Raw genomic sequence first — 21,349 nt, forward strand, 5'->3', positions numbered from 1 at the left:
CGCGGCACCCTCCTGAACCGCCGTGCCCGGCCTTACGTCTCTGGGGCATGAGACTGAGAACCACCCTGCTGGTGGCCCTGTTGTCGCTGGTCACGGCCTGTGGCGGCGGCGAACCCACGGCGACCGCCGCCGAGCCGGAGCAGCCCGCCGCGGCGGCCCCGGCCACCCCGGTCGCGGTCCTGCGGGCCGAAGGCGGGTTCGTCACCGCGAGCATGAACGTGCTGCGCGCCCCCCGGGTCGTCGTCTACAGCGACGGCCTGGTGATCGCCGATGCGGCGTACAAGATGAATCTTTCCGAGGCCGAGGTCACCCAGACCGTCGAGGCCCTGCGCAAATATCTGACCGGTCAGCCCGCGACCGTCACGCCGAAGCCGGGCGCGCCGATGGTGACCGACATCCCGGCGACCGTGCTGGGCGTGGCCGGGGCCGACGGCAAGCTGATCGAGGTGAAGGCTGAGGCGCTCGACCAGGTCGCCGACTTCTACCCGAAGGAGCTCGTCGACGCCAAGAAGCTGCTCGACGGCCTGGTGACCAAGGCGACGGAGAAGAACGAGAAGTACACCGCCGACCGGGTGCGGGTGGTCGCCGAGTCGGTGCCGACCGCCGAGGGCAAGAGGACGCCGTGGCCGGCGGGCGTGCCCGAGCCGTCGGGCCAGATCGACCCGGTCTGGCAGCACGACCTGACCGGCGCCGAGGTCCCGGCCCTGATCAAGGTCGCGCCCCCGGTCCCGGACGGCGGCCTGCCCATCTTCACCACGAAGACGGGCGTGTACGTGCTGTCGTGGCGGTATCTGCTGCCGGACGAGTGACGCCGGGGGTGGCCCCGCCGGGGAGCGTGCGGCGGGGCCTGAAGCCTTAGTTTGTATGGTAACCAAATGAATAAGGCTAGGAAAGGAAGTCCAGCAGGATCTGGCGGCTGTGCTGGGCGGGCAGGCTGCCGTAGGCGTCGTCGGGGGCGTGCTCGGCGAACGGCAGGATCCTGGTGGTCACCGGGACGCGGCTCTCGGTGAGCAGGCGGGCGAAGGCGGTGACGTCCTGCGGCCGGGCGCCGCGGTCGCGGTCGCCCACGACGAGCAGGGTCGGCATGAGGCCGGGCCTCACGAAGCTCGTCGGGGAGACCTCGCGGTAGCGGCCGGGGACCTGCGCGGGGGTGCCGCCGGTGTACTGCTCGGCGGCGTGGCGGCTGCCCATCTCGTTGCGGGTCCACATCGCGGTCACGTCGGTCACGGGGTAGAAGCCGACCACGCTGGCAGGGGGCGGCGGGGCCTCGCCGCAGCTCGACCCGATCTCACCGGCCCGCAGACGGTAGGCGGCGTTCAGGGCCAGCCCGCCGCCGGCCGACATGCCGCCCATCGACAGCCGGTCGGGGTCGAGCCGGAAGCGGGCCGCGTTGGCGCGGGTCCAGGCCAGCGCGCAGACGAAGTCCTGCGGAGCCTTGTCCCAGGTGGGAGCGCCGGGGGCGGACAGCCGGTAGTCGACGGCGATGGCGGCCACGCCGTGGTCGGCCAGCCAGCGGCCGGTGCCGCGCAGGTCGCTCCGGTCGAAGGTCTGGAAGCCGCCCGCGTGGGCCAGCACGATCGCCGGCGCCCGGGAGACCCCGCGCGGCAGGTAGACGTCGGCCTTGAGGTCGCCGCCGAACGTCTCGGTGACGTCGGGCTTCACGTCGGGGTAGGCGAACTCGGTGAACATCTCCGTCCACCGGACGTCGGTCCCGGCGGCGTAGGCCGCCTTGGCCTGGATCCCGGCGACGACGACGGCCGCCGCCGTCGACACGGCGGTGATCACCGTCAGCGCCCGGCCCCACCGCCGCAGTCCCAAGCGCCAGGCCAGCAGGCCCAGCAGCAGACCGGCCAGCCCGATCAGGGCGACGTGCAGGGGATACTGGCCGGTCAGGACCGGGCCGATGATCCCGGCCTTCGGGATCGCCGGGACGTACGCCCCCAGGACCAGCGCCCCGGCCACGAAGGCGAGCAACGAGGCCAGCAGGGCGAGCAGGATTTTGGGCACGGCGAAGAGAACTCTTGTCATCAGGGGTTCCTCAGAAGGTCAGCCGGCCGGGGGTGACCAGGCCGGTCTCGTAGGCGAAGACGGCCGCTTGGGTGCGGTCGCGCAGGTGGAGCTTGGACAGGATGCGGCCGACGTGTGACTTCACGGTCTGCTCGGCCACGTGGATGGCGGTGGCGATCTCGGCGTTCGACAGGCCCTGGGCGACCAGGACCAGCACCTCGGTCTCCCGTTCGGTCAGCCCGGCGATCCGCTCGGTGACGCCGGGGAGAAGCGGGCCGCCCTGGCGGGCGAACCGGGTGATCAGGCGGCGGGTCACCCCGGGGGCGAGCAGCGCGTCACCGGCGGCGACGACCCTGATCGCCTCGGCGAGCTGACCGCCGGAGGCGTCCTTCAGCAGGAACCCGCTCGCCCCGGCGCGGAGCGCCTCGTAGACGTATTCGTCGAGGTCGAAGGTGGTGAGGATGAGCACCCGGGCCGGGCGGGTGCGGGTGATCTCCCGGGTGGCCTCGATACCGTTCATCTCCGGCATCCGGACGTCCATCACGATCACGTCGGGGGAGAGCCCGGCCGCCTTCGCGACGGCGTCGGCGCCGTCGACGGCCGTGCCGACGACCTCGATCCCCGGCTGGACGCCGAGCAGGATCGAGAAGCCCTCCCGGACCATGGCCTGGTCGTCGGCGATGAGCACGCGGATGGTCATGACGTCTCCGAGACGGGCAGCACGGCGCGGACGGCCCAGCCGCCGTCGCCGGTGGGTCCGGTGGTGAGGGTGCCGCCCAGCATGGCGGCGCGTTCCCGCATGCCCAGGATGCCGTGCCCCGCTCCGGGCGAGGGCGCGGGCGGCCCGCCGGGCGCGGTGTTGGTGACGTCGATCCGGAGCTCGCCGCCGTCGAGGGCGACCCGCACGCCGACGGTCGCGCCGGGGGCGTGCCGCATCGCGTTGGTGACCGCCTCCTGGACGATCCGGTACGCGTTCAGGCTGACCCCGGGCGGCAGGCTGCCCAGGTCGCCGGAGGTGTCCGCGCCCTCCACCAGCCGGTCGAGATCGGCCAGCGACGGCTGCGGCGCGGTCGAGGGGTCGGCGCGGAGCACGCCGAGCAGCCGCCGCAGCTCGGCCAGACCCTCCAGAGCGGTCGCCCGGATCGTGGCGAACGCCTCGGTCAGCTCCGGCGGCGGATCGCTCACCCGGTAGGGGCCGGCGTCGGCCTGGATCGAGATCACCGACATGTGGTGGGCGACCACGTCGTGGAGCTCGCGGGCGATCCTGGCCCGCTCTTCGAGGACGGCGTTCTCGGCGAGCTGCCCGGCCAGCCGGTCACGCGCCTCCTGGCGGCTGTGGACCAGCCACCCGGCCGCCCCGGCCCCGGCGACGGCGGCCACCGCGACCGGCCCGCCGAAGACCGCCGGCAGCGCGCCGACCAGCGTGAACGCGGCCGTCGTACGCGGCGTCTCCCGCAGGGCCAGCAGCAGGACGATCCCGGCCTGGACGGTCCAGCCGTACACGGCGTCGGTGGCGGTCGGCGGGTGGACCAGGTGCACCCCGGTCAGCAGCGCGGTCGACGCCGCCCAGGCCGGGACCGGCCACCACAGCGCCGCCACCAGCATCGCGGCGTGCACGATAGCCGTGACCTGGGCGAACTGGTCGTCGCCCGTCATCGCCAGGAGCGCCGCGGCCACCACGACCAGGGCCCTGAGGAGCAGTCGGAACGTCATGGCTCCCACGGTAGGAACCGGGGCCCCTGGTCCGCGTCACTCTCAGGTAGGGGCCGGGAGGCCGGTGCGGGAGGATGAGCGGATGGCAGGAACGAAGGTGCTCGTCGTCGAGGACGACCCGGCGATCGGGGCCGAGCTCACCGAGGCCCTCGGCGTCAACGGGTACGCCCCGACCCTGGCCGTCGACGGGCGCGCCGCCCTCCGGGCGGTCGAGGAGGAGGCGCCCGACCTGGTGCTGCTCGACCTCGGGCTGCCCGACCTCGACGGGGTGGTGGTGTGCCGCAAGCTGCGGCTGGCCGCGCCCGAGGCGGTGATCGTCGTGCTGACCGCCCGGACCGAGGAGCTCGACGTGGTGGTCGCCCTCGACGCGGGGGCCGACGACTATCTGACCAAGCCCTTCCGGCTGGCCGAGCTGATGGCCCGGCTGCGGGCCCACCTGCGCCGCCAGGCCGTGGTCGCCCCCGGGCGCGCGCTGACGGTCGGCGGCCTGCGGCTCGACGTCGCGGCCCGGCGTGCCTACCTCGACGGCGTCGAGCTCTCGCTCCGGCCCAAGGAGTTCGACCTGCTGGCGGTCCTGGCCGGGCAGCCGGGCGAGGTCGTGACCCGCGAGGAGCTGATGGACCGCGTGTGGGACGAACACTGGTTCGGCTCGACCAAGACGCTCGACGTGCACGTGTTCGCGCTGCGCCGGAAGCTGGAGGAGCCCGGCGGCAAGGCCCCCCGCATCACGACGGTGCGGGGGCGCGGCTACCGGATGGAGGCCTGACCGCCTCGCCGACCTGGAGCAGGCGCAGGCTGCTGGCCCAGAGCTGGTCGAGCTGACCCGGGTCGTTGAAGAGTTTGGCCAGCATGACCATGCCCTCGATCTGGGCCACGATCGACTTCGCCGCGCCCGGCGCGTCGATGGCGGGCACCTCGCCGAGCGCCTGGGCCGCCTCGATGGAACGGCGGATCATCTCGGCCTGCTCGTCGAAGATCACCCGGAGCCGTTCTCTCATTGGGTCGTCGCCCGAGCTCAGCTCAAGGCTCAGGTTGCCGAACAGGCAGCCGCAGACCACGCCCGACTCGTTCAGCGAGAACTTCTGGATCTCCACCGTGAAGGCGAACAGCTCTTTGAGCCGCCCGGCCAGCGGCCCCTCGCCGTCGAGCACCCGCTGCCAGTGGCCGCGCTGCGAACCCCACTGGAGGTCGATGATCTCCAGCGCGAGGGCCTGCTTCGACTCGAAGAAATGGTAAAAACTGCCCTTCGGCGTGCCCGCCTTGGCGCAGATCTCCGCGACTCCGATGGAACCGTAGGAGCGCAGGGAGAACAGTTCGGTGGCGGCGGTGATGATCCGCTCTCGAGCGTCTGACGTGCGTCCCATGGTTGCGAGTATACGACCGGTCGGCTAGAACTGATAGAAATAGTTGACCGACCGTCTACTAGGAGCGAGACATGTCAGATCAGCGCGCCGCCGTCATCACCGGCGCATCCCAGGGCATCGGGGCGGCCCTGGTGACCGCCTACCGCAAGATCGGATTCGCCGTGGTGGCGAACTCCCGATCCATCCGGAGCAGCGACGACCCCGGAGTGGTCACCGTGGCCGGCGACGTCGCCGACCCCGCCACCGCGACGGAGATCGTCGCGACCGCGCTCGACCGGTTCGGCCGGATCGACACGCTGGTCAACAACGCGGGCGTCTTCGTCGCCAAGCCGTTCACCGACTACACGCCCGACGACTACGCCACGGTGATGAACACCAACGTCGGCGGCTTCTTCCACCTGACGCAGCGGGTCGTCGAGCCGATGGTGCGGCAGGGCGGCGGCCACATCGTCAGCATCACCACGACGCTCGTCGAGTCGGCCCGCTCCGACGTCCCGTCGGTGCTCGCCTCGCTGAGCAAGGGAGGCATCGCGGCGGCCACCAAGTCCCTGGCCATCGAGTACGCCGACCGCGGCATCCGGGTCAACGCCGTCTCGCCCGGCCTGATCGACACCCCGCTCCAGGGCGGCGCGACCCCCGAGCAGCTCGCCGAGTTCCACCCGCTGAAGAAGGCCGGGACCGTCGAGGACGTCGCCCACGGCGTGCTCTACCTGGAGCAGGCCCCGCTGGTCACCGGCGAGTGGCTGCACATCGACGGCGGACAGAGCGCGGGCCGATGAGCGAGACGATCTTCGCCGAGGTCCTGGCCGTGTGGAAGCACGGCATCGACGCCCACGACCCCGAAGAGGTCGGGACGGTGTTCGCCGAGGACGCGCTGTTCCAGGGCGCCCGGCCCGAGCCGTCCCGGGGGCGTGCGGCGGTGGTCGCCTACTACGACGGCCAGCCCCCGGGCCTGCGCGTCGACTACGAGATCGTCGACGCGCGCCCGTCGTCGCCCGACGTGATCACCGGTTACGCCGCCGTCGCGTTCACCTTCGCGGGCGGCGACCGCCTGACCGGGCACGTGACGATGGTCCTCGAACGCGCCGGCGACCGGTGGCTCGTGGGTCACTACCACGTCACCCTGAAGCGCGAGGGGTCAGCGGCTCGGTAGCAGGAGGCTGAAGATCGGCGGGCGGTCGCGGCGCAGGACCAGCCGGCCGCCCTCCGCCTCCGCCAGCGACCGGGCCAGGCCCAGGCCGATGCCGTGGCCGTCGCGGGGGATGCGGCCGAAGACGTCGTGGCCCTCGCGGACGCCCTCGCCCTGGTCGGAGACCTCGATGGCGATGCCCGCGCCCACGTCGGCGACGGTCAGCGCGACCTCGCCCGCTCCGTGCCGCCGGGCGTTGTCGAGCAGCACCAGGAGGATCTGGCGGACCGCCGCCGTCGAGGCGGTCACCTCCGGGAGGTCGTCGTCGACGCGGATGGTCACCTCGTCCCAGTCGGCGCGGATCTCCGCGAGCAGGACCGGCAGGTCGAGCGGGGCGTGGCCGGTGTCGCGGGACAGGGTCACCAGGTCCTCGATGACGGTCCGCAGCCGCTCCGCCCGGGACAGCGCGCTGGCGATCTTCTCCGGCGACGGCCGGTCGAGGGCCGACTCCAGGCCCAGCATCAGGCCGGTCACCCCGGTCCTGAGCTGGTGGGACACCTCGCCGCTGAACGCCCTCTCCCGGGCCAGCACCTCCCCGAGCCGCCCGGCGGTGGCCGCGAGGGCCTCACCCGCCTGGTCGACCTCCAGGACACCTGATCTGGGGGCCCGTACGGTGAAATCGCCGTCGCCCAGCGCCTGCGCGGCGCCCGTCAGGCGTTCGAGGGGGATCGCCAGCCGCCGGGACAGGTAGATCGCCACGGCCGCGCCGACGCCGAGCGCGGCCACCGCGAGGATGGCGATGAGCTGCCAGGCCTCGTACACCTCCTCGGTGATCTCCTCGTAGGGGGTGGCCACCCTGACCACGCCCGTGCCTGACGGGATCGGCGCCGCCGCGGCGTAGTCGGTTCCCTCCTCGCCCTGGTGGGGCAGGCCGTCGCGGGTGCGGGCGGCGAGCGAGGAGGTCGCGGGGCCCACGCCGGCCTTGAGCCTTCCGTCGGTGGTGTAGACGCCGATGACGACGTCGTCGTCGTCCGGCCGGGGCGCGGCGGCCGGGTCGTCGCGGAGGACGGCGGCGTGGCGGTAGGCGTTGCGGGCCAGCTCGGAGGCGGTCCGGTCGTGGTAGCGGTCGCTGATCAGCACCGCGAGCGGCACCGCGAACAGCACCACCGCGAGGGCGGTCACGCCGAGGATCGCGGCCAGGGCGCGCTGCCGGAGTGGGGTCCCTTCGGGCGTCATGTCGGTATCGTCCCAGCTGTTTCTCAAGGTGAACGCAGGGTTAACCCAACCCTCATCGGGCGCTGACCAGGCAGTCCTTAGCGTGAAAGAGTGATCAGGCTTGTGGCGGGGCTGCCCCTGCTGGTTCTCGTGACGGTGCTGGGGTTCACCGCCGAGACCCCCGGCTGGACGTCCGCCGATCTGGCGGTGGGTCAGGTCGTACAGGACGGAAGAAACCCCGTCCTGACGGCGGTCGCGCTGCTGCTGAACCTCGGGTTCGGCACCGAGGCGGGTGTCGTCATCTCGGTGTGCCTGGCGCTGTTCGCCCTGGTCGTGCGGACCCCCGAGGCGGTGAGGGCGCTCCTGGTGGTGCTCGCCGGGTGGGGCGCCGGGGCGGTGTTCAAGGTCCTGGTGCACCGGCCCCGGCCGCCGGGCTCCGGCTCGATGCTGGGCCTGACGGGCGAGACGAGTTTCCCGTCGGGGCACGTCTGCCTGACCGCCGCCGTCGCGGTCGCCGTCTGGGTGCTGGTCCGGCGCGGCTGGGTGATCGCGGTGGGCGTGGTGCTCGTGGCGGGCCAGATGTTCGCCCGCGTCTACCTCGGGGTGCACTATCCGACCGACGTGCTCGCCTCGATCATCGTGGTCGCGGCGACGTCGATCCTGGTGCTCGCGGGCGGGGCTCACCACGATCCGAGGGCGTCCCGCAGAGCCCTGCCGTCCTACAGCGGGTAGGGCCCGAAACGTCCCCACGCCACGAACGCCGACAGCACCAGCAGCACGATCGCCGGGATCGCCATCGGCAGTTCCCTGCGCCGCACGTGGACGAGCACCGCGCCTGCCATGGCGACGGCCAGCCCGGTCGCCGCGATCGGAACGAGGATCGGCGCGATCCCGGTCACCCCCGGCACGACCAGTCCCAGGCCCCCCAGCCCCTCGATCGCGCCGATGGCCTTGACCTGGGCGGCCGAGAAGTCCTCGGTCCAGGCGAGACCCGATTTGGCCAGCTCTTCCTTGGGCCGGCCGATCTTCATCGCCCCCGCGCCGATGAAGGCGAGGGCGAGGAGGGCCGCGACGACCCAGAGGACTATGTTCATGGGGGTTCCTTTGTGACTTGAAGATTCAACCGCAACCTAGCCCCCGATCACTTGAAGCGTCAAGTAAAGTAACCCCCATGGACGACCAGCCGCGATGGCTCACCGACGAGGAGATGGAGGCCTGGCTCGCCCTGATCAGCATGCTGATCAAGCTCCCGCAGGCCCTCGACGGCCAGCTCCAGCGCGACGCCGGGATCAGCCACTTCGAATACCAGGTGCTCGCCGGCCTGTCGATGAGCCCCGACCGCACCATCCGGATGAGCGAGCTCGCCCAGCTCGCCGACGGCTCGCTCTCGCGGCTCTCCCACGTGGTCAGCCGCCTGGAGAAGCGCGGCTGGGTGCGCCGCTGCGCCGATCCCGGCGACGGCCGCTACACGCTGGCGGTGCTGACCGACGACGGCTGGGAGAAGGTCGTCGCGACGGCCCCCGGCCACGTGGCGACCGTGCGCGCGAGCGTCATCGACCCCCTCACCAAGGCCCAGATCCGCCAGTTGCGCGACATCGGCCGCCGGATCACCGAGGCCGTCGACCCCGGCGGCGCCTGCCCCGGGTGAGCCGGCCGTTTCAGACAGACGGAAAAGCGGGATCAGGCTCAGACGTGGGGACGGCTCGATCGGGTTCCCTTTGATGCCAATTGTCACTAGCGACCCGTAAGGCCGGTGATGGCCCGGCATGCTCCGCTTCATGCGAAGGATCGTGCTCGCCTGTGTGATGTTCCTGGCCTTCCTGACGGTCCCGGCCCGTGCCGCCGCACCGCCGGAGGAGTGCCCGCCCGGCGAGATCGCCGCGATCGCCTCGCTCGACGGCGGATACTGGCTGGCCGGCAAGGACGGCCGCGTCCACGCCTACGGCACCGCCAAGCTCTTCGGCTCTCCCGGCAAGCCGGTCGCCGCCATCGAGGCGACCGCGTCCGGCAACGGCTACTGGCTCGTCGCCGCCGACGGCTCCTTCCGGGGGTACGGCGACGCCACGGCCTCCCGCGAGACCCCGCTCAAGCTGGCCTCACCCGTGGTCGGCGCGACCCGCACCGAGACCGGACTCTGGCTGACCACCGCCGACGGCACCGTGATCGCCCCCGACGGCACTCTCACGGCCCGCAAGCGAGCGGTCGTCGACATCGTGGCGACGTCCACCGGAAAGGGCTACTGGCTCGTCGGCGCCGACGGCTCGATCCGCGGCTACGGAGACGCGAAGGCCGTCTCCGGCACGCCCGTCGACCTGAGGGCCCCCATCGTCTCGGCGACCGCGCTGGGTCCCGGCCTGGTGCTGGCCGGCGCGGACGGCGCGGTGTTCGCCCTGGCCGGGGCCACCTTCCACGGCTCGGCGGCCAACCTCCGGCTGGCCAGGCCGGTCATCGGCGTGACCGCCGCGACCCCCGGCGGCTACACCCTCGCCGCCGGCGACGGCGCGGTCTTCACCTTCGGCACCGACGGCTTCATGGGCAACGCCGTCACGACCTCCGACGCCTGCGAGCCCACCGAACCGGCCCCCGGCTCGGAGATCGTCAAGATCGCCAGAGCGATCAAGGACGGCCAGGTGGTGCCCGGCTGGACCGGCGGCCCGGTCCCCTACGCCTGGGGCGGCGGCCACGGCTCGGCCCCCGGCCCGTCGTTCGGCACCTGCAACTGGTACACCGGCCCCCAGCCGTGCCGCGCCAACGTGACCTACGGCGTCGACTGCTCGGGCTTCGCCCGCTGGGTCTACCACCTGGCCTACGGCCGCGACGTCCTGGGCGGCGAGAACACCAACGGCCAGCTCAGAAAGCTGACCAAGGCGACCACGGGCCGCCCCGGCGACCTGGTCTTCTACGGCAACAGCACTTCGGACACCCGCCACGTGGCGGTCTACGTCGGCAACGGCAGGATCATCAACGCGCTCCGCACCGGCACGGTCATCCGCGAGGACCCGATCGACGTGAGCCGGGGCCGCCTGCCGGGCTTCTACCGGGTGAGCTAACGCGGAACGAGCTTGAGCGTGGTCTCCTTCGCCGGTGAGGCGACCAACGGGTCGACGTAGGCGGTGTCCTGGTCGCGGTATTTCATCCGGTAGGCAAGGTCGACGGCGTCGTTGGTCGGCGAGTCGTGCTCGCGGACGAACCGCACCTCCTTCCGCACCCCGCCCGCGGTGATCTGACCCTCGCCGGCGATCTGGGAGACGGTGAACCAGTGGCTGTCCTCGCCCCGGTAGGAGCGGACGAACAGGTCGTCGTTGTGGCGGACGACCCAGATGGTGACCGGCTTGATGAGGGTGCCGTCGACGAGCCGGGGCGCGATCTCCAACTCCGCGGCCTCGCCGATCGCGACGAGTTCGTCGTTGGTCCAGGTAGCCATGATGATTCCTCCGTGCCGGTTGTCCCTGCCGCCATCGTCCGATCGGGAGGGGGCGGGCGACCGGAGGCTCGCCGTTCCCGAGGTCAGCCGCCTCGGGTGGTCACCAGGATGCCGTCGTCGTCGCTGTACATCGTCGCGCCGGGGTGGAACAGGGCGCCGCCGATGATCAGGGCGACGTCACGGGTGCCGAGGCCGTGTTTGTGGCTCTTGCGGGGGTTGCTCCCGAGGGCCTTGATGCCGAGATCGAGGGCGGACAGCGCCGCCACATCGCGGACGGCGCCGTTGATCACCACGCCCTCCCAGCCGTTGGCGACGGCCGTGCCCGCGATCACGTCGCCCATCAGCGCGGCCTCCAGGGAGCCGCCGCCGTCGACGACCAGGACCCGGCCGTGGCCGGGCTCCGCAAGGACCGACTTGAGCAGCACGTTGTCCTCGTGGCAGCGGACCGTGGTGACGAGACCGTGGAAGGCGCGGCGGGAGCCGTACTGACGGAACTGGAGGCTGCACGACTGCAGGGCCTCGCCATGCTCGTCGTAAAGATCGGCGGTGGACATGTGCATGATCCTCGCATGCCGTCACTCCGGGTGGCGGTCCACTCACTAGGGTCGCGGACCATGAGGTTCTTGGTACGGGCTGTCGTGGCCCTGGTGGCCGCCGGTGGGGTGGCGTTCGGCGCGCCCGCGGCCCACGCCGACCCGAAGGGGTCGCTGCTCGGGGGGCTCGTCGGGGCCGACCTCGGCACCGTGGTCGGGCTGGTGCCGAGCCTGGTCTGCGGCAACCGGCTGATCAGCTACAACTCGTCGGCCGACAACTCGCCGACGCTCTGCGTCAACGGCGCCATCGCGAGCGGGAACTCCGTGGACAGCGGGAATTACCACAATTCGGGGAACCCGGTGAACAGCGGGAACTTCTCCAACGCCAACGGGGCCACCAACAGCAACAACTCGACCAGCAGCGGCAATCTCGCCAACGGGCGTCAGAAGACCGCGATCGGGGAGCGGTTCCGATGATGATCGTCGCGGCGCTGGCCATCGTCCCGGTCCTGATGAGCGGGGGCGGCCCCGCGCTCGTGGCCGGCCCCGTGTTCAGGGGCGGCCCCGGGCCGGGGGGCACCTCGGCCGCCATCACCAACGTCAGCAAGGACCGCGGTGGCATCACCAACACCGGCAACAGCTACAACAGCGGCAATTACCGCAATCGCAAGAACGGCGTGAACAGCGGCAACTTCTCCAACGTGAACGGATCGGCCAACAGCGTCAACGCCTCGGTCGCCTCCAACTTCGCCGACGGCCGGCAGAAGATCATCGTCATCGGCGGAAAACGCAGACGCTAGAGCCGGACCGGCAGCGCCGTCAGGCGGTAGGTGCCCGGGTCGGGGGCGCGGAGGGTCGCCGGGTCGGCGGCCGGACGCGGGTCGCGCTGGAGCAGTTCGGTCAGCGCGACCTGCGTCGTCACCCGGGCGATCGACGCGCCGACGCAGAAGTGCGGGCCGTGGGCGAAGCCGAGATGCGGGGCGCGGTCGCGGCTGACGTCGAGGGACCCGGGGTCGTCGAACACCCTCGGGTCGCGGTTGGCGCCGACGATCGCGCAGGTCACCGCCGTCCCGGCCGGGATCTCGACGCCGCACAGGTCCAGGTCCTCCCGGGCGTAGCGGGGGATGGAGAGCATCGTCGGGCCGCAGAACCGGATCAGCTCCTCGACCGCGCGCGGCATCAGTTCCGGCCGCTCGCGGAGCAGGGCGAGCTGCTCGGGGTGGGTCATCAGGGCCAGCGCCGCGTTGGCGATCAGGTTCGTCGGGGTCTGACCGGCCATGACCAGGTGCCAGACCATGGTGACGAGTTCCTCGTCGGTCAGTTCCGAGGCCACCAGGTCGGTCAGCAGGTCGTCGCCGGGTTCCGCGCGCCGCCGGGCCACCGCCGCCTTGGCGCCGGCGATGATGCCCGGGACCGCCGCCGCGAAGTCGGCCCCGCCGCCGCCCGCCACCGTCGCGCCGTGGGCGCGCCAGGTCTCGCGGTCCTCCTCCGGCACGCCGACGAGCGCGCAGATCACGTCCATGGGAAGCGGGCGGGTGAAGGCGGGGATCAGGTCGGTCTCGCCGCTCAGGGGGTCGAGGAGGCCGGTGACGATCGCGGTGATCCTGGCCCGGAACGCCTCGGCCCGGCGCGGGGTGAAGGCGGGGGCGGCGGCCCTGCGGAGGCGGGCGTGCTCGGCGCCGTTCATCTCCGACATGGTCCGCATGTACGGAAGGCAGTCTTCCGGCACGTCAGGACGCATGAAACTCTCTGCCCGGATCTCCAGCCGGGGGTCGCTGAGCGTCGCGCGGACGTCGTCGTAGCGCGTGACCACCATCCACTCAAGGCCACCCGGCATCCGCAGGAGGGCGACCGGCCCGGCCTCCCTGGCCTGACCGTACACGCCGAAGGGGTCGGCCATGGTGGCGGCGAGGTCGATCTCGTACACGTATGCTCCAAGCATTCCGATGATGAGAACATCTGAATGGTGAAGCTATCCTGGTGGCCTTGATCCGGCAAGGCGGAGGCGACATGGCCCGGCTGTCCCGTGCGGAACACCAGCGGCTCACCCGCGAGCGGGTGCTCGCCGCCGCTCGCGAGGAGTTCCTGCTGTACGGCTTCCGCGACGCGAAGATCGACACGATCGCCGAGCGGGCCGAGCTCACCCGGGGCGCGGTCTACTCCAACTTCCCCGGCAAACGCGCGCTCTACTTCGCCGCCCTGGCCGCCGAACGCCCCGCCGTCAGCGGCCCCCCGGCGACCACCCGCGCCGAGGCGCTCCACGGGTTCGCCCGCGCCTGGCTGGCCGGGGTCCCGATCAGCTCCGACCCGTGGCTGGGCCGCGACCTGCTGCCCGAGGTCATGGCCGACGAGTTCACCCGCAAGCCGTTCAGCCAGCTCGTGAAGCTGAGCGCGATCCTGCTGGGCCTGGCCCTGGAACGTCTCGAACCAGGCGCGGGCCGCCAGGTGCGCATAGCGGAACAGGCCCTCACGATCCTCCACGGCGCCGGCCAGTTCGCCGCCCACGCCGACCTCTTCGACGTGATCCGGACCTGCGAACACCTCGCCACCCTCGACCTCGGCGACTCGTGGCCGCCCCCTCACCTGGAGTTCGCGGCGAAGGTGGAACCGGCCGACGAACCGGCCGGCGACCTGCCCGAAGGCGTCGTGGTCACGCTCGCGCCGCACCGGGTGCCCGCGGTCGAAGAGGCGATCCGGGCGACGTCCGACGACGTCACGCTGATCGTGGCGGCGGGCGCCGAGCTCACGCTGCTCGCCCAGCTGGTCATCGGCGACACCCTCAACTGCCTGACGCCACTCCAGACGGCCCCGCCGTTGCGGGTGCTTTACGGGCCGGAGGCGGCGGAAACGACGGAAACGGCCGTCCGGGTCACGAACGGCCGCATCGTCGCCAGAGCCGAGGGTTTCGGCGCCAGCCACGCCGTCGCCTCACACCTTGTCCGCCCCCTGCGCTGACAGCCGGCGGGTGAGCAGGCGCCGCACCAGGGGAGCGGCCAGGATCAGGGCCGACAGTCCCAGCAGGATGGCCGCGATCGGGCTGGTGACCAGCACCGTCGCGTCTCCGGCGCCGATGGCCAGAGCGCGGCGGAGCTGGATCTCGGCCATCGGCCCGAGGATCAGGCCGATCACGGCGGGGGCCAGCGGCAGCCCGAAGCGGCGCATCGCGAAGCCGATGAGGCCCAGCACGTACAGGACCACCAGGTCCACCCACGACGCGTTGAGCGCGTACACACCCAGCGCCGCGAACAGCAGGATGCCCGCGTAGAGATAGGGCCTGGGGATGTGCAGGACCTTCGCCCACAGCGGGGCCAGCGGCAGGTTCAGGACCAGCAGCATCGCGTTGCCGACGAACAGCGAGGCGATCATCCCCCACACCAGCGCGGGGTTGTGGTCGAAGAGCTGCGGCCCCGGCTGGAGGCCGTACTGCTGGAAGGCGGCGAGCAGGATCGCCGCCGTCGCCGAGGTCGGCAGGCCGAGGGTCAGCAGGGGAACCAGGGTCCCGGCCGCCGAGGCGTTGTTGGCCGCCTCCGGCCCGGCCACGCCCTCGATCGCGCCCTCGCCGAACTCACGCCCCTTGGCCAGGCGCTTCTCCACCGAGTAGGACAGGAACGTCGGGATCTCGGCCCCGCCACCGGGCAGCGCGCCGAAGGGGAATCCGAGCGCCGTCCCGCGCAGCCACGGCTTCCACGAGCGGGCCCAGTCCGACCGGCCCATGAACGCGCGCCCCACGGGGATCACCTCGGGGTTGCCGTGCCGGAGCCGGGAGGCGACGTACAGGACCTCCCCGAGAGCGAACAGCCCCACGGCCACCACGACGACGTCGACGCCGTCGAGCAGTTGCGGGATGCCGAGGGTCAGCCGCGCCTGCCCGGTCTGCTGGTCGATGCCGATCAGGCCGATGACCAGGCCGATCCCGAGCGAGGCCAGGCCGCGCACCACCGACCGGGACAGCACCGACGACACGGCGGTGAATGCCAGGATCGCCAGCGCGAAGTAGTCCTCGGGCCCGAAGGAGATCGCGAAGTCGACCACGAGGGGCGCGGCGACCACCAGGAGGCCGGTCGCGATCGTACCGGCGACGAAGGAACCGATCGCCGCCGTGGCCAGCGCCTGGGCGGCGCGGCCCCGGCGGGCCATCTTGTTGCCCTCCAGAGCCGTGATCATGGACGAGCTCTCACCCGGCGTGTTCAGCAGGATCGACGTGGTCGAACCGCCGTACATGCCGCCGTAGTAGATCCCGGCGAACATGATGAACGCACTGGCGGGAGGCACGTTGAACGTGATCGGCAGGAGCAGGGCCACGGTCATGGCCGGGCCGATGCCGGGGAGCACGCCCACGAGGGTGCCGAGGGTCACGCCGACGAGGGCGTACAGGAGATTGACGGGGGTCAGCGCGGTCGCGAAGCCGTCGAGGAGCAGGCCGAGGGAGTCCACGTCAGAACAGCCCTTCCAGCGGCCCGCCGGGCAGCGTGACCCCGAGGCCCTTCACGAAGGCCAGGTAGGACGCCACGGCCAGCACGATCGCCAGCGCCCCGGCCCGCAGCCGGTTCTCGGCCCCGAGCACCCACGACACCCCGAAGAACAGCAGCGCGCCGGCGATCACCCAGCCCAGGAAGTCGACCGACACCGCGAACGCCAGGAAGATCACGCTGATCAGGGCGACCGACCTCTTGTCGGAGGTCGCGGACGGGTCGACGTCCTCGCTCTCCTCCGGGTCGCCCTGACCGCCGCGCAGCACGTCCACCACGTAGAAGACGCCGGTCGCGATCATGGCCGAGCCGACGATGATCGGGAAGAACCGCGGTCCCAGCCCGAGCGTCGAGGCCGCCGCCGTCACGTCGGCGGTGCCGACGATGACGAACACGCCGAGGGCGAGCACGGCCCCCGCGAGCAGCAGTTCCGGGTTCCTCCACCGCATCAGGACACGAGCCCCATCTCGGCGATGATGCCTTTCACCCGGGCCGCCTCGGAGTTCAGATAGTCGGCGAACGGCTGCCCGGTCTGGAAGACGTCGATCCAGCCGTTCTTGGCCACCGCGTCCTTCCACGCCGCCGAGTCGTGCATCTTGGTCACCAGGTCGGTGAGCGACTGCCTGGCGGCGTCGTCGAGCCCGCCCGGGGCCACGAACCCGCGCCAGTTGGCCAGCTCGACGTCGAGCCCGCCCTCCTTCAGCGTCGGCGCGTCGATGCTCTGGAGACGGTCCGGCGAGGACACCCCGAGGGCGCGCAGCTTGCCCGACTTCACGTGCTCGGCGAACTCGCCGATGCCGGAGATGCCGATGGCGACCTTGCCGCCGAGCAGCGAGTTCAGCGCCTCGCCGCCGCCGGAGTGGGCGATGTAGTTGACCAGCTTGGGGTCGACCCCGGCCGCCTTGGCCATCAGCCCGGCCAGGATGTGGTCGGTGCCGCCGGCCGAACCACCGGCCACGGCGACCTTGGCGGGGTCGGTCCGCCAGGCGTTGGCGAGGTCCTGAAGAGTCTTGAAGGGCGAGTTCGCGGGGACGACGACGATCTCGTACTCCTCGGTCAGCTTGGCGATCGGCGTCGTCTCGGCCAGCGTGACCTGGGACTTGTTCTGCTCGATGGCGCCCACCATGACCAGGCCCATCGTCATGAGCAGATTGCCGTTGCCCTTCTCCCCGACGAGCTGGGTGAGCCCGATCGTGCCGCCCGCGCCGGGCACGTTGTAGACCTCGACCTTGAGGTTCGGGTCGGCCGACTTGAAGGCCTGCTCGGCGGTACGAGAGGTCGTGTCCCACCCACCACCGGGAGCGGCCGGCGCCATGATCTTGATAGCGGAGGTCCCGCCACCGGACGACGACTGCGCACCGCAGCCCGTGACGGCGACCAGCAACGCCGCCGCGAATATCAATGATCGTCGCATCGCCGACTCCCACATTGGTTTCCTGAACGTGGTGAGGATGCTGAGCGACGGCGCACGATCCGTCGATCCTTTATGTGATAGACGTCATATAGGTCATATTGGTCATGGACCGGGCCTCTTATAGTGAACCCGTGAAACGGCTGCTCAACGCCTCATTGGGCACCCAACTCTTCGTCCTCCAGATGGTGATCGTGCTGCTGACGGTCGTGGGCACCGCGACCGTCTGGGTCAGCCACACCCGCCGTCAGCTCGACGAGCAGTATGAACAGCGGGCCCTCGCCATCGCCGAGTCGGTCGCCGGCCTGCCCGGCGTCCGGGAGGCCTTCGACGACCCCCACCCCGAGGCCACGCTCCAGCCGATCGCGCTGAGCATCCAGAAGGCCACCGGCGCCGACTACGTCGTCGTCGCCAACCGCGACCAGATCCGCTACGCCCACCCGACCGCCTCCCTGATCGGTCAGAAGCTGTCGACCGACGGCACCGAGGTCCTGACCACGGGCGAGGAGTGGACCGGCGTCCAGACCGGCACCCTCGGCACCTCCGTGCGCGGCAAGGCCCCCATCTTCGGCCTCGACGGCCAGATCATCGGCCTGGCCAGCGTCGGGATACTGGAACAGACGGTCGCCGCCGAACTCGCCGACGCCCTCCCGCCGCTGATCTGGACGGTCTGCGGAGTCCTGGTCCTGGGCTCGGCCGCGGCGGCGTTCATCACCCGCCGGGTCCGGCGGCAGACCTTCGGCCTGGAACCCAAGGAGATCGCCGGCCTGCTCGAACAGCGCGAAGGCGTGCTGCACGGGGTCAAGGAGGGCGTCGTCGCCCTCGACCTCGACGGCCGGATGACCCTGATCAACGACGCGGCCCACGAACTCCTCGGCGACGTCGGCGGCTCCCTCGACGACCTCCCGGCGGGCGACCGCCTGCGCGACGTCATGGCCGGCGACGACGTCGGCGAAGACCGGATCGTGCTCCGCCACGGCCGCACCCTGGTGCTCAACCGGACCCCGGTCGAGGTGCGCGGCCAGTTGCGCGGCTGGGTGGTGACGCTGCGGGACCGCACCGAGCTGATCCGCCTCTCCCACCAGCTGGACGAGGCCAGCAACACCACCGACATGCTGCGCGCCCAGGCCCACGAGTTCGCCAACCGGATGCACACCGTGGTGGGCCTGCTGGAGCTGGGCGAACACGAGATGGCCGTCCACTACATCACCGAATCGGCGGGCGGCCGGTACACCACCGACATCCGCGAGCAGGTCAAGGACCCGACCCTGGCGGCCCTGCTGCTGGCGAAGTCGGCCCAGGCGGCGGAGCGGGGAGCCGCGCTGCGCCTAGCCGACGACGCGAGCGTCGAAGAGGGGACCCTGGGCGACCCCCACGACGCCGTCCTCGTCGTCGGCAACCTGGTCGCCAACGCCCTCGACGCCCTCGACGACCGGGGCGGGACGGTGGAGGTGTGCGTCCGGACCTCCGAGGAGGGTCTGCACGTCCGGGTCAGCGACGACGGCCCCGGAGTGGCCGCCGACCTGGCCGAAGAGGTGTTCCGGGAGGGCTTCACCACCAAGGCGGCGCAGTCGGGCCCGCGAGGCCTCGGCCTGGCGCTGACGAGGCAGGCCTGCCTACGTCGCGGCGGCTGGGTGAAGGTGCACAACGAGCGCGGCGCCGTCTTCACCGCGCTGCTGCCGAGGCGGTCAGGATGATCAGGGTTCTCGTCGTCGACGACGACTTCATGGTGGCGCGGATCCACGTCGGCTACGTCGGCCGGGTGCCCGGCTTCTCGGTCGTCGGCACGGCCCACGGCGGCCGCGCGGCCATCACCTCAGTCGAGGAACTCCGGCCGGACCTCGTGCTGCTCGACGTCTACATGGCCGACATGTCAGGCCTCGACGTCCTCCACCACCTCAGAGGCCTGGCCCACCCGGTCGACATCCTGATGATCACAGCCGCCAACGACATGCCGACCGTCCGCGCGGCGCTACGCGCGGGCGTGGTCAACTACCTGGTCAAACCCTTCACCGCCGCCGAACTCACCGACCGCCTCGACCAGTACGCCCAGACCCGCCGCCGCCTGGCCGCAGCAGGCCCGGCGGCCCAGGACGACATCGACCGCCTCCTGGGCGGCACGACCCGCACCGTCCTCCCGAAAGGCCTCTCCACCACCACCTGCGCCCTGGTCGCCGACGCCCTCCGCACCAACGGCGGCGACCTGTCAGCTGCGGAGACGGCGGCGGCGACGGGCCTGTCCCGGGTGAGCGCCCGGCGGTACCTGGAGTACCTGTGCGCCACGGGCCAGGTCGAACTCCGCCCGAGATACGGCACAGCGGGCCGCCCGGAACACCGCTACCGCTGGACGTCCTGAGCCGACCACATCGCAGCGGCCGGATCCCACTCTCCGGGGTCGGGCCCGTGCAGCACTGGCGACAGGAACGCGTCGGCGGCGGCCCCGGCCTCAGCCATCGATCGGCATCCGCGCAGGCCGGAGACGTCACCGGCCGCAGACTCGTAACCGCGAGCCCAAGACGGGCCGGGGACCCGGAACTCCTGAGGCACCTGAAGGTCGATGCCCAGGCCTGTCCGCCGCCGTATCTCGCTGTCGAGCGCGACCCGGACCGCCGCGCCGCGCAGCCGTTCACGCTGGCTGATCAACAACAGATCGGCGAGGTCGCGCCAGCGGCTCGACGCGATTCCGTTGTGGCGTTCGTACATGGCGCAGATCTTGTCGGCGACGTGGTCGGCCAGAGGATAGAGCCGCGCGTCAGGCCAATCGACAGGCCAGGGCATCGCGATTCCGGGGGAAAGCGGAACGACATCGGGAACGCTTGTCGGATGGCGACCCGTGACGAAATCCACGGCCACCGAATCGAGTCGCCGGATTCCCAGCATCACATCGAAGGATTGCTTCGCGCCGCCGATCTCATCCGCGTGTTCGGCGTAGCTGGTGGGGACGAACACAAAGAAATCGCCGAGGTCCACTCGGGCGGCAGCGAGCAGTGCGGTGCGGGCCTCTCCGATGTCTTCGGCCGACGGGTACTGTAGATCGATGTCCCGGCTGAGCCGGGCGGCGGACGGATAACGCAGCAGCAGGGCCTGGCCTCCCTTGAGCAGCCAGCCCTCCGGGTCGTGGTGGAAGACGCGGGCGGCCAGGCGGCTGAAATAGAAGCCGCGGAACACCATGGTGAGATTGAGCCCGTGCTGTTTTCCGTAGGCGGTGAGCCTGCTTTTCATCGCCTTCTCGAAGTCGCGCGGGCTGGCATAGGGCCTGCTCAAGGTCCGTCCTCCGGGGAGCGTTCTTCGAGTGGCCTTTTTATCGCACCGAGTCCGTCTGATTTATAAGTTTCGGCGATGAATCCCAGAAGGTAGGTCAGGAACTCGCGCCCCGAGGCTGAGCGTGGCAGGCCATATGCCGTGGCGAAAGGGGCAATCCTGACCGCGAGTCGATCCTGATCGGTCAGACCCAGCCTCAGCGCGTCCGCGACTACCCCGCCGACATGTCCGCCGTCGACGCGGGCGGTCAGCAGGTCGGCGACCGTTCGGTCGGCCGTCGTCACCGGGAGTCCGTCGACTAAGGTGACGTCGGATGCGTCGACGGCGGCGCGGTGAAGGCGGACCCCGGGCGCCCGGGTGGTCCGCCGGGTGGGGACCGTGATCTCCACGAGCGAGGTCGGGATGTCACCGAGCCGGTGGAGCGCGCAGGCCGAGCCATGGGACACGATGCCGCCGAAGGTCTCCGGTTGATGCCGCTCCCAGGCGGGCCGAGCCGGATCGAGCCTGAGCCAGGCCAGCTTGATCTCCAGATGCTCCGGCACCGGCGCACCCCCGACCAGGTAGACCCCGCGGCCGACGCCCTCGATGAGCCCGACTTCACTGAGACGAGCGAGGTCGACAGAGCTGAGCCCCGCGAGTTGGGCCTGGGTCGTGGTCACCAGGCCCCACTGATCGGTCGCTCGGCCGCTCACTGCTCGGAGCGCCAGATGACGCTTCATGCAGCAAACGCTACATCCTGGGTGTAGGGATCGCTGCACTCGACTCTCGGAAATAAATCGGTTGCTGCCAGTAGGCCCTGTTTTGCTACGGTCGCTCTGCCAGC

Annotated in this window: 26 protein-coding genes; 12 read left to right on the plus strand and 14 right to left on the minus strand. The window is 71.3% G+C overall.

The genetic code is table 11. From position 1 onward, the window contains the following. The first annotated feature begins 47 nt into the window (after positions 1-47). Positions 48-809 (plus strand): hypothetical protein, encoded by a 762-nt coding sequence (locus tag AW270_RS20150; protein ID WP_061296609.1) that lies wholly within the window; start codon positions 48-50, stop codon positions 807-809. A gap of 76 nt (positions 810-885) precedes the next feature. Here the strand turns inward: AW270_RS20150 and AW270_RS20155 are convergent, their stop codons facing one another. Genes AW270_RS20155 through AW270_RS20165 form a run of 3 tightly spaced genes read right to left on the minus strand, consistent with a single transcriptional unit; the run spans position 886 to position 3,720 of the window. Continuing rightward, the gene (locus AW270_RS20155) at positions 886-2,028 is read right to left on the minus strand and encodes an alpha/beta hydrolase (protein WP_082801689.1); all 1,143 of its coding nucleotides are present in this window, start codon (positions 2,026-2,028) and stop codon (positions 886-888) included. Positions 2,029-2,038: 10 nt separating this feature from the next. Further along, entirely contained in the window at positions 2,039-2,707 is a 669-nt protein-coding gene (locus AW270_RS20160; protein WP_061296614.1) for a response regulator, read from the minus strand. Beyond that, entirely contained in the window at positions 2,704-3,720 is a 1,017-nt protein-coding gene (locus AW270_RS20165; RefSeq protein WP_061296616.1) for a sensor histidine kinase, read from the minus strand. Before AW270_RS20165 ends, AW270_RS20160 begins: the two co-directional genes overlap by 4 nt. A gap of 82 nt (positions 3,721-3,802) precedes the next feature. Between AW270_RS20165 and AW270_RS20170 the strand changes: the two genes are divergently transcribed. Then, complete coding sequence (locus AW270_RS20170; RefSeq protein WP_061296619.1) at positions 3,803-4,486, plus strand: response regulator transcription factor; 684 nt, start codon at positions 3,803-3,805, stop codon at positions 4,484-4,486. On the opposite strand, the gene AW270_RS20175 is transcribed toward AW270_RS20170, so the two are convergent. Next, the gene (locus AW270_RS20175) at positions 4,446-5,084 is read right to left on the minus strand and encodes a TetR/AcrR family transcriptional regulator (RefSeq protein ID WP_061296622.1); all 639 of its coding nucleotides are present in this window, start codon (positions 5,082-5,084) and stop codon (positions 4,446-4,448) included. The genes AW270_RS20170 and AW270_RS20175 overlap by 41 nt on opposite strands. Positions 5,085-5,155: 71 nt before the next feature. On the opposite strand from AW270_RS20175, the gene AW270_RS20180 reads away from it, so the two are divergent. Both AW270_RS20180 and AW270_RS20185 read left to right on the plus strand, forming a co-directional pair. Then, complete coding sequence (locus AW270_RS20180) at positions 5,156-5,863, plus strand: SDR family NAD(P)-dependent oxidoreductase (protein ID WP_061296625.1); 708 nt, start codon at positions 5,156-5,158, stop codon at positions 5,861-5,863. Then, positions 5,860-6,237 (plus strand): SgcJ/EcaC family oxidoreductase, encoded by a 378-nt coding sequence (locus tag AW270_RS20185; protein ID WP_061296627.1) that lies wholly within the window; start codon positions 5,860-5,862, stop codon positions 6,235-6,237. Before AW270_RS20180 ends, AW270_RS20185 begins: the two co-directional genes overlap by 4 nt. Here AW270_RS20185 and AW270_RS20190 read toward each other — a convergent pair. Then, positions 6,223-7,449: a sensor histidine kinase gene (locus tag AW270_RS20190; protein ID WP_061296629.1), complete on the minus strand. Its 1,227-nt coding sequence runs from the start codon at positions 7,447-7,449 to the stop codon at positions 6,223-6,225. The two genes, AW270_RS20185 and AW270_RS20190, sit on opposite strands and share 15 nt — an antisense overlap. A gap of 90 nt (positions 7,450-7,539) precedes the next feature. On the opposite strand from AW270_RS20190, the gene AW270_RS20195 reads away from it, so the two are divergent. Continuing rightward, positions 7,540-8,160 (plus strand): phosphatase PAP2 family protein, encoded by a 621-nt coding sequence (locus AW270_RS20195; RefSeq protein ID WP_082801690.1) that lies wholly within the window; start codon positions 7,540-7,542, stop codon positions 8,158-8,160. Here the strand turns inward: AW270_RS20195 and AW270_RS20200 are convergent. After that, the gene (locus AW270_RS20200; protein WP_061296634.1) at positions 8,148-8,522 is read right to left on the minus strand and encodes a DoxX family protein; all 375 of its coding nucleotides are present in this window, start codon (positions 8,520-8,522) and stop codon (positions 8,148-8,150) included. The two genes, AW270_RS20195 and AW270_RS20200, sit on opposite strands and share 13 nt — an antisense overlap. A 77-nt stretch (positions 8,523-8,599) precedes the next feature. On the opposite strand from AW270_RS20200, the gene AW270_RS20205 reads away from it, so the two are divergent. Next, on the plus strand, positions 8,600-9,076 hold the full coding sequence (locus AW270_RS20205) for a MarR family winged helix-turn-helix transcriptional regulator (RefSeq protein ID WP_061296636.1): 477 nt from the start codon (positions 8,600-8,602) through the stop codon (positions 9,074-9,076). A 130-nt stretch (positions 9,077-9,206) separates the two neighbouring features. Then, positions 9,207-10,478, plus strand: a complete 1,272-nt coding sequence (locus AW270_RS41320; protein WP_245674782.1) for a C40 family peptidase — start codon at positions 9,207-9,209, stop codon at positions 10,476-10,478. On the opposite strand, the gene AW270_RS20215 is transcribed toward AW270_RS41320, so the two are convergent. Then, entirely contained in the window at positions 10,475-10,852 is a 378-nt protein-coding gene (locus tag AW270_RS20215; RefSeq protein ID WP_061296640.1) for a DUF2255 family protein, read from the minus strand. The two genes, AW270_RS41320 and AW270_RS20215, sit on opposite strands and share 4 nt — an antisense overlap. 83 nt (positions 10,853-10,935) lie before the next feature. Next, positions 10,936-11,412 (minus strand): ribonuclease E activity regulator RraA, encoded by a 477-nt coding sequence (gene rraA / locus AW270_RS20220; protein WP_061296642.1) that lies wholly within the window; start codon positions 11,410-11,412, stop codon positions 10,936-10,938. A gap of 54 nt (positions 11,413-11,466) precedes the next feature. On the opposite strand from rraA, the gene AW270_RS20225 reads away from it, so the two are divergent. Beyond that, positions 11,467-11,862: a hypothetical protein gene (locus tag AW270_RS20225; RefSeq protein WP_063819279.1), complete on the plus strand. Its 396-nt coding sequence runs from the start codon at positions 11,467-11,469 to the stop codon at positions 11,860-11,862. Beyond that, complete coding sequence (locus AW270_RS20230) at positions 11,859-12,185, plus strand: hypothetical protein (RefSeq protein WP_061296644.1); 327 nt, start codon at positions 11,859-11,861, stop codon at positions 12,183-12,185. Before AW270_RS20225 ends, AW270_RS20230 begins: the two co-directional genes overlap by 4 nt. Here the strand turns inward: AW270_RS20230 and AW270_RS20235 are convergent. Continuing rightward, positions 12,182-13,312: a cytochrome P450 gene (locus AW270_RS20235; protein WP_245674783.1), complete on the minus strand. Its 1,131-nt coding sequence runs from the start codon at positions 13,310-13,312 to the stop codon at positions 12,182-12,184. The genes AW270_RS20230 and AW270_RS20235 overlap by 4 nt on opposite strands. Before the next feature lie 59 nt (positions 13,313-13,371). On the opposite strand from AW270_RS20235, the gene AW270_RS20240 reads away from it, so the two are divergent. After that, on the plus strand, positions 13,372-14,340 hold the full coding sequence (locus AW270_RS20240) for a TetR/AcrR family transcriptional regulator (protein WP_369408998.1): 969 nt from the start codon (positions 13,372-13,374) through the stop codon (positions 14,338-14,340). On the opposite strand, the gene AW270_RS20245 is transcribed toward AW270_RS20240, so the two are convergent. The 3 genes from AW270_RS20245 to AW270_RS20255 are packed head-to-tail and all read right to left on the minus strand — an operon-like array spanning position 14,314 to position 17,268. Further along, the gene (locus AW270_RS20245) at positions 14,314-15,819 is read right to left on the minus strand and encodes a tripartite tricarboxylate transporter permease (RefSeq protein ID WP_061296652.1); all 1,506 of its coding nucleotides are present in this window, start codon (positions 15,817-15,819) and stop codon (positions 14,314-14,316) included. The genes AW270_RS20240 and AW270_RS20245 overlap by 27 nt on opposite strands. Position 15,820: 1 nt before the next feature. After that, positions 15,821-16,303 (minus strand): tripartite tricarboxylate transporter TctB family protein, encoded by a 483-nt coding sequence (locus tag AW270_RS20250; RefSeq protein ID WP_061296655.1) that lies wholly within the window; start codon positions 16,301-16,303, stop codon positions 15,821-15,823. Next, the gene (locus AW270_RS20255) at positions 16,303-17,268 is read right to left on the minus strand and encodes a Bug family tripartite tricarboxylate transporter substrate binding protein (RefSeq protein WP_061296815.1); all 966 of its coding nucleotides are present in this window, start codon (positions 17,266-17,268) and stop codon (positions 16,303-16,305) included. The genes AW270_RS20250 and AW270_RS20255 overlap by 1 nt, the downstream gene beginning before the upstream one ends. A gap of 131 nt (positions 17,269-17,399) precedes the next feature. Here AW270_RS20255 and AW270_RS20260 point away from each other — a divergent pair, with 131 nt between their 5' ends. Beyond that, a complete protein-coding gene (locus AW270_RS20260; protein ID WP_245674784.1) occupies positions 17,400-18,962 on the plus strand; it encodes an ATP-binding protein in 1,563 nt (520 codons plus the stop codon). Further along, on the plus strand, positions 18,959-19,621 hold the full coding sequence (locus AW270_RS20265; RefSeq protein ID WP_061296660.1) for a response regulator: 663 nt from the start codon (positions 18,959-18,961) through the stop codon (positions 19,619-19,621). The genes AW270_RS20260 and AW270_RS20265 overlap by 4 nt, the downstream gene beginning before the upstream one ends. On the opposite strand, the gene AW270_RS20270 is transcribed toward AW270_RS20265, so the two are convergent. Continuing rightward, positions 19,603-20,529 (minus strand): nucleotidyl transferase AbiEii/AbiGii toxin family protein, encoded by a 927-nt coding sequence (locus tag AW270_RS20270; RefSeq protein ID WP_063819272.1) that lies wholly within the window; start codon positions 20,527-20,529, stop codon positions 19,603-19,605. The two genes, AW270_RS20265 and AW270_RS20270, sit on opposite strands and share 19 nt — an antisense overlap. Beyond that, on the minus strand, positions 20,526-21,245 hold the full coding sequence (locus AW270_RS20275; protein ID WP_157522291.1) for a type IV toxin-antitoxin system AbiEi family antitoxin domain-containing protein: 720 nt from the start codon (positions 21,243-21,245) through the stop codon (positions 20,526-20,528). The genes AW270_RS20270 and AW270_RS20275 overlap by 4 nt, the downstream gene beginning before the upstream one ends. Positions 21,246-21,349: the final 104 nt, after the last annotated feature.

The sequence above is a fragment of the Herbidospora cretacea genome, from assembly GCF_001570605.1.
GTDB classification, from domain to species: Bacteria; Actinomycetota; Actinomycetes; order Streptosporangiales; family Streptosporangiaceae; genus Herbidospora; species Herbidospora cretacea.

Bases quoted from the DNA above. Each gene is read 5' to 3' on its own strand.
- AW270_RS20150 (WP_061296609.1), top strand. From the start codon at position 48: ATGAGACTGAGAACCACCCTGCTGGTGGCCCTGTTGTCGCTGGTCACG.
- AW270_RS20155 (WP_082801689.1), bottom strand. From the start codon at position 2,028: ATGACAAGAGTTCTCTTCGCCGTGCCCAAAATCCTGCTCGCCCTGCTG.
- AW270_RS20160 (WP_061296614.1), bottom strand. From the start codon at position 2,707: ATGACCATCCGCGTGCTCATCGCCGACGACCAGGCCATGGTCCGGGAG.
- AW270_RS20165 (WP_061296616.1), bottom strand. From the start codon at position 3,720: ATGACGTTCCGACTGCTCCTCAGGGCCCTGGTCGTGGTGGCCGCGGCG.
- AW270_RS20170 (WP_061296619.1), top strand. From the start codon at position 3,803: ATGGCAGGAACGAAGGTGCTCGTCGTCGAGGACGACCCGGCGATCGGG.
- AW270_RS20175 (WP_061296622.1), bottom strand. From the start codon at position 5,084: ATGGGACGCACGTCAGACGCTCGAGAGCGGATCATCACCGCCGCCACC.
- AW270_RS20180 (WP_061296625.1), top strand. From the start codon at position 5,156: ATGTCAGATCAGCGCGCCGCCGTCATCACCGGCGCATCCCAGGGCATC.
- AW270_RS20185 (WP_061296627.1), top strand. From the start codon at position 5,860: ATGAGCGAGACGATCTTCGCCGAGGTCCTGGCCGTGTGGAAGCACGGC.
- AW270_RS20190 (WP_061296629.1), bottom strand. From the start codon at position 7,449: ATGACGCCCGAAGGGACCCCACTCCGGCAGCGCGCCCTGGCCGCGATC.
- AW270_RS20200 (WP_061296634.1), bottom strand. From the start codon at position 8,522: ATGAACATAGTCCTCTGGGTCGTCGCGGCCCTCCTCGCCCTCGCCTTC.
- AW270_RS20205 (WP_061296636.1), top strand. From the start codon at position 8,600: ATGGACGACCAGCCGCGATGGCTCACCGACGAGGAGATGGAGGCCTGG.
- AW270_RS41320 (WP_245674782.1), top strand. From the start codon at position 9,207: ATGCGAAGGATCGTGCTCGCCTGTGTGATGTTCCTGGCCTTCCTGACG.
- AW270_RS20215 (WP_061296640.1), bottom strand. From the start codon at position 10,852: ATGGCTACCTGGACCAACGACGAACTCGTCGCGATCGGCGAGGCCGCG.
- rraA (WP_061296642.1), bottom strand. From the start codon at position 11,412: ATGCACATGTCCACCGCCGATCTTTACGACGAGCATGGCGAGGCCCTG.
- AW270_RS20225 (WP_063819279.1), top strand. From the start codon at position 11,467: ATGAGGTTCTTGGTACGGGCTGTCGTGGCCCTGGTGGCCGCCGGTGGG.
- AW270_RS20230 (WP_061296644.1), top strand. From the start codon at position 11,859: ATGATGATCGTCGCGGCGCTGGCCATCGTCCCGGTCCTGATGAGCGGG.
- AW270_RS20250 (WP_061296655.1), bottom strand. From the start codon at position 16,303: ATGCGGTGGAGGAACCCGGAACTGCTGCTCGCGGGGGCCGTGCTCGCC.
- AW270_RS20255 (WP_061296815.1), bottom strand. From the start codon at position 17,268: ATGCGACGATCATTGATATTCGCGGCGGCGTTGCTGGTCGCCGTCACG.
- AW270_RS20265 (WP_061296660.1), top strand. From the start codon at position 18,959: ATGATCAGGGTTCTCGTCGTCGACGACGACTTCATGGTGGCGCGGATC.
- AW270_RS20275 (WP_157522291.1), bottom strand. From the start codon at position 21,245: ATGAAGCGTCATCTGGCGCTCCGAGCAGTGAGCGGCCGAGCGACCGAT.